The organism is Pseudomonas sp. P5_A2_2 (assembly GCF_054177685.1).
In genome coordinates this window covers 1-5,691 of record NZ_JBGCUL010000254.1, presented here as the reverse complement: position 1 = coordinate 5,691, position 5,691 = coordinate 1, and the positions used below count along the sequence as shown (strand labels likewise).

Annotated in this window: 3 protein-coding genes; all 3 read left to right on the top strand. The window is 61.3% G+C overall.

What is annotated here, in order from left to right:
- The coding region (locus ACXRVY_RS15485) for a DUF1302 domain-containing protein (protein WP_458237700.1) at positions 1-1,358 on the top strand (1,358 nt) is incomplete at its 5' end.
- A 28-nt stretch (positions 1,359-1,386) separates the two neighbouring features.
- Positions 1,387-2,751 (top strand): DUF1329 domain-containing protein, encoded by a 1,365-nt coding sequence (locus ACXRVY_RS15480; RefSeq protein WP_223461182.1) that lies wholly within the window; start codon positions 1,387-1,389, stop codon positions 2,749-2,751.
- Positions 2,752-2,925: 174 nt separating this feature from the next.
- Complete coding sequence (locus tag ACXRVY_RS15475) at positions 2,926-5,664, top strand: LuxR C-terminal-related transcriptional regulator (protein ID WP_223461185.1); 2,739 nt, start codon at positions 2,926-2,928, stop codon at positions 5,662-5,664.
- The last annotated feature ends 27 nt before the right edge of the window (positions 5,665-5,691 follow it).

Genomic DNA, 5,691 nt, shown 5'->3' with positions numbered 1-5,691 from the left:
GCGGCGGCATCAACTCGATCAACCCGATCGACGTGTCGGCATTCCGCCGTCCGGGTGCCGAGATCAAGGAAGGCCTGATCCCGGTCAATATGTTCTATGTGTCCCAGAGCCTGACCGAAAACCTCTCGGCCGAAGCGTTTTATCAACTTGAATGGGATCAGACCGTCGTCGACAACTGCGGCACGTTCTTCTCCCAGCCGGACATCGTTGCCGACGGCTGCGACAACAACCTGCGCGTGCTGAACAAGCGCTCGCAAATTCCGGCCGTTGCCTTGGGGCCTTTGGCTGCCAACGGCGTCGACGTCAACGAAGAGGGTGTTCTGGTGCGTCGTGGCCCCGATCGTGATGCCCGTGACAGCGGCCAGTGGGGCGCGTCCTTCAAGTACATGTTCGATCCGCTGGACACCGAGTTCGGCGCCTACTTCATGAACTACCACAGTCGTGCGCCGATCTTCAGCGCCACCGGTGCGCCGCAGTCGGTCTACAACACCGCAGCGTCGCTGAGCGGTGGACCATTTGCCCGGCTTGCGCCGTTGCTGGTGGCCGGTAATTCGCAATACTTCATCGAATACCCCGAGGACATTCGCCTGTATGGCTTGAGCTTCTCCACCACCCTGCCTACCGGTACGGCGTGGAGCGGTGAGATCAGCTACCGTCCGAAYGCACCGGTGCAGCTCAACTCCACCGACATCCTGTTCGCCGGTGTGCGTCCTTTGGGCGGCGCTCTGAGCAACGCTTCACTGCTCAACGGTGTGCCTGGCCAGGACTTGCACGGGTATAACCGCAAGGAAGTCACCCAATTCCAGACCACTCTGACGCACTTCTTCGATCAGGTCATGGGCGCCAGCCGTCTGACCCTGGTGGGCGAAGTGGGCGTGACCCACGTCGGCGGGCTGGAAAGCTCCTCCGATGTCCGTTATGGCCGTGACCCGGTCTACGGCCCTGGCGAGTTGCCAGCTACCGGCGGCCAGAACACCTGCGTGGCGCTCAACACCAGCACCATCAACGGGGCCGGCCCGGGTACGCCGACCAACAACCTCAGCCGCAACTGCACCAACGAAGGCTTCACCACCCCGACTTCGTGGGGCTACCGCGGTCGCGCCATCTGGGAATACAACGACGTGTTTGCCGGTGTGAACCTCAAACCGAACGTTGCCTGGTCCCATGACGTAAGCGGTTATTCCCCTGGCCCTGGCGGCAACTTCGAGGAAGGCCGCAAGGCGGTGAGCCTGGGTGTTGATGCCGAGTACCAGAACACCTACACCGCGAGCCTGGCTTACACCAACTTCTTCGACGGCAAGTACACCACAGTGGATGACCGCGACTTCGTTGCGCTCAGCCTCGGCGTGAACTTCTAAGCACAGTATTTTCAGGACGAACGCATAAATGAAAATAACAAAGAGTCTGTTCCACGCCGGTGTTCTGGGTCTTTCGCTGCTGGCGACCAGCGTCATCGCAGCGGTTCCCCAGGCCGAGGCCGACAAACTGGGCAAGAGCCTGACCCCTATGGGCGCCGAAATGGCGGGTAACGCCGACGGTTCGATCCCTGCCTGGAAACCGCTGCCGAAGAACGCCGGCACCGTCGACAGCAAAGGCTTCCTGTCCGATCCGTACCCGGGTGAAAAACCGCTGTTCACTATCACGGCGCAGAACGTCGACCAGTACAAGGCCAAGCTTGCCCCTGGCCAGTACGCGATGTTCAAGCGCTACCCGGAAACCTTCAAGATGCCGGTGTACCCGTCCCACCGCGGTGCCACCGTGCCGGATGACGTGTTCGCCGCCATCAAGCGCAACGCCACCAACACCAACCTGGTGTCCGGCGGTAACGGTCTGGAGAACTTCGAAACGGCCGTGCCGTTCCCGATTCCGAAAAGCGGCGTGGAAGTCATCTGGAACCACATCACCCGCTATCGTGGTGGCAGCGTGACCCGTCTGGTGACCCAGGCCACACCGCAACCGAATGGCTCGTATAGCATGGTGTATTTCCAGGACCAGTTCGTGTTCCGCGACAAAATGAAGGATTACGACCCGAAAAACCCGGGCAATATCCTGTTCTACTTCAAGCAGAAAGTGACCGCGCCGGCGCGTCTGGCCGGTGGCGTACTGCTGGTGCACGAAACCCTCGACCAGGTGAAGGAACCGCGTTCGGCGTGGGTCTACAACGCGGGTCAGCGTCGTGTGCGTCGTGCCCCGCAAGTGTCCTATGACGGTCCGGGTACGGCTGCCGATGGCCTGCGTACTTCCGATAACCTGGACATGTTCAACGGTGCACCGGATCGTTACGACTGGAAGCTCGAAGGCAAGAAAGAGATGTACATCGCCTCCGACAGCTACAAACTCGACTCGCCAACGCTCAAGTACGACGACATCATCAAGGCCGGTCACATCAACCAGGACCTGGCTCGTTACGAGTTGCGTCGTGTGTGGCATGTGGTTGCAACCCTGAAGGAAGGTCAGCGCCACATCTACGCCAAGCGTGATTTCTACATTGACGAAGACACCTGGCAAGCCGCGGTCATCGATCACTACGACGGTCGCGGTCAACTGTGGCGTGTCGCCGAGGCCCATGCCGAGAACTACTACGACAAGCAAGTTCCGTGGTATGCCCTCGAAGCCCTGTATGACCTGCAATCGGGTCGTTACCTGGCGCTGGGCATGAAGAACGAAGAGAAGTCAGCCTATGACTTCGGCTTCCAGGCAACCACCAGCGACTTCACCCCGGCCGCCTTGCGTCAGGATGGTGTTCGCTAAGGTGAACTGAGTAGAGGCCGCACCCTCTGAAAACGCCCCGACTGGTTCGGGGCGTTTTTTTGTTTGTAGACTTTTTGTAGCCATTTGTAGCAACTACCTTCATTCCCTATCCGTTTACGGCTAGTCTGCGGACATCTGCAACGCCGCCACCCGCAATTCAAACAAGAGCCGGCCATGACTGATTTGTCTACATCCCCAGGTTCTGCACACGTTGCTGTCGCGACACTCGACGGGCGCTTCTTCCGCCCGCCGTTGCCCGACGGCCATGTGCTGCGTCCACGTTTGTGCGAGCGCCTGAGTGCCGGGCTCGGCGGCAGGTTATTGCTGGTCAGCGCACCTGCAGGGTTCGGCAAGAGTTCGTTGGCGGTGGAGTTTTGCCAGGGGTTGCCGGCGCACTGGCAAAGTCTCTGGCTGGGCTTGAGCCCGCGAGACAGTGACCCGGGGCGTTTTCTCGAACGACTGCTGGAAGGTCTCCAGGACTATTTCCCGCACCTGGGCAGGCAATCGCTCGGGCTGTTGAAAATGCGCCAGCGCCATCAGCCGTTCGCGTTCGAAGAATGGCTGGACGGCCTGCTTGACGAACTGGCCGTGCACTTGTCTACAGCGACGCCACTACTGCTGGTGCTGGATGATTACCATCTGGCCCAGGGGCCGGTGCTGGACCGCTGCCTGCAGTTTTTCCTCAATCATCTTCCCGATGGCTTGCTGGTGATGGTCACCAGTCGCCAACGTCCCGACTGGCACCTGGCGCGGCTGCGGCTGTCACGGCAACTACTTGAGTTGCATGAACAGGATCTGCGCCTGACCCACGACGAAGCCTTGAGCCTGCTCGACCGGCACAGCAGCTCCTTGCGCGGTGAGGCACTGGAAAACCTGATCCAGCGCAGCGAAGGCTGGGTCGCGGGGTTGCGCTTCTGGCTGCTGGCCGCCTCGGAGGCAGGCACCGATGGCGCGCTGCCGCAATCGTTGCACGGCGGGGAAGGGCTGATCCGCGATTATCTGCTCGAAGAAGTCATCGATTGCCTGCCTGCCGAGGTCCAGTCGTTCCTCTACGACACGGCACCCCAGGAACGTTTTTGCAGCGAACTGTGCGACGCCGTTCGCGACGCCCATGACAGTGGGGAGATCCTGCGCTTCCTGCTTGCCCACCAGGTGTTCCTGGTGCCACTGGACGAGCATGGCCATTGGTATCGTTACCACCACCTGTTTTCCGATCTGTTGCGCACACGGCCTGCTTCCCAGTCGATGGTGCCGGCCGCCAGCCTGCACCTGCGTGCCTGCCGCTGGTTCAATGCCCAGGGCCTGCTCGATGAGGCCGTGGAGCAGGCCTTGCGTGCCGGTCACCTGGACGTCGCGGCGAACCTGGTGCAGAACCTCTCCGAAGAGCAACTGCTGGCCGAGCAGAATGTCGGCATGTTGCTGCGCTGGAAAATGGACTTGCCTGACAGTTTGCTGATCAGCACGCCGCGACTGATTGTGCTCTATAGCTGGGCGCTGGGGATGGCGTGCCAGCTGGATGCCGCCGAGGAACTGGCCAGCCATTTGAGTCGCTTCCTGCCCGCTCCGTCGGCCACCGCCCAGAAGTCCATGCTGGCTCAATGGTTGGCATTGAGTGGCATCATTGCCCGTGGGCGCGGCAACCGCGAACTGACGCTGCGGTACTGCCGCGAAGCGTTGGAAAGTCTTCCGTGCAAGCGTTACGGCCAGCGCCTGATGTGCCTCTCGACCCTGTCCAACCTGGCCATTGCCGACGGTGATTTGTGGCGGGCGCGGGGGCTGAACCGCGAATCGCTGGAACTGGCGCAACGGGTCGGCAACCCCTTGTTCGAAGCGCTGGCGCACTACGACCGAGCCCGTGTCCTGCAAGCGCGCGGGGAAATCTGTCGGGCGCTGGAAGAGGTCCGTCAGGGGATGCAACGCCTGCAGAGCTTGTCTGCGCAGCGGCTGTATGCAGTTCGAGCCCGGCTGACCTTGTATGAAGGCTTTCTGCTGGCCCTGCGCATGCAGCCGCAGGCGGCGCGGCTGCGATTGCAGACCGGTTTGAGCGAGGCGCGCGCCTGTCGTGACATCAGCGTACTGATCGGCCATTGTGTGATTGCCAGGCTGGAAGGCAGCAACGGCGAGTTCGCCAAAGCCTTTGCCGAACTGGCCGAAGCCGAACGGCTGATGCACATCTGGGACGTGCCACCGATCTACTACCTGGCCATGATCACCCTGGTCAAATGTGAACTCTGGCTGGCCCAGGGGCGCATCGATCTGGCCGAAGCCTGGCTGTCGCGCCTGGGACAGACCTATAACGGCGAAAACGGGGCGGCACCACCGGAATTCCATCCGCAATTGCCGCTGCATATCGAATTGCAACAAGCCTTGCTCGACGTCATCCAGGGCCAACCGATGCTGGCCGAAGGGCGTTTGAATGCACTGCTTGAACATGGCCAGCAAAGCGGTCGGCAGCTGCTCAGTGTCATGGCGTTGACCCAGAAAGTGGCGTTATTGCTGGGCAGCGGGCGGGAGCCGGAAGCCCGTAAGGCACTGGCTCAGGCGCTGGACGCCGCTGGTGGAGGCGTGTTGCAACCCTTTGAGGGCCTGCTGGCCGAGCACCCGGACTGGCTGCGTGGGCAGCTTCAAAACTTTCCGCCCACCCCTGTTTCCCTGAGCCTCAGTGAAAAACTGCCGGCATTGGCTGCCCGTCCCGGACTGGATTCCTGCGCGGCCGCGGAACAGCTCAGCACGCGGGAAATGGCGGTCCTGCGATTGATCGCCCAGGGCTGTTCGAACCAGGAAATCAGCGATCAGCTGTTTATCTCACTGCACACGGTCAAGACCCACGCCAGCCATATCAACAGCAAACTCGGGGTCGAGCGGCGTACGCAGGCCGTGGCGCGGGCCAAGGAGCTGGGGGTTTTGGGTTAAGGATTCTTCACGTTACCCATCGTGGCC

Excerpts from the sequence above, each read along its gene's own strand:
- ACXRVY_RS15475 (WP_223461185.1), top strand. The coding sequence starts at position 2,926 with ATGACTGATTTGTCTACATCCCCAGGTTCTGCACACGTTGCTGTCGCG.
- ACXRVY_RS15480 (WP_223461182.1), top strand. The coding sequence starts at position 1,387 with ATGAAAATAACAAAGAGTCTGTTCCACGCCGGTGTTCTGGGTCTTTCG.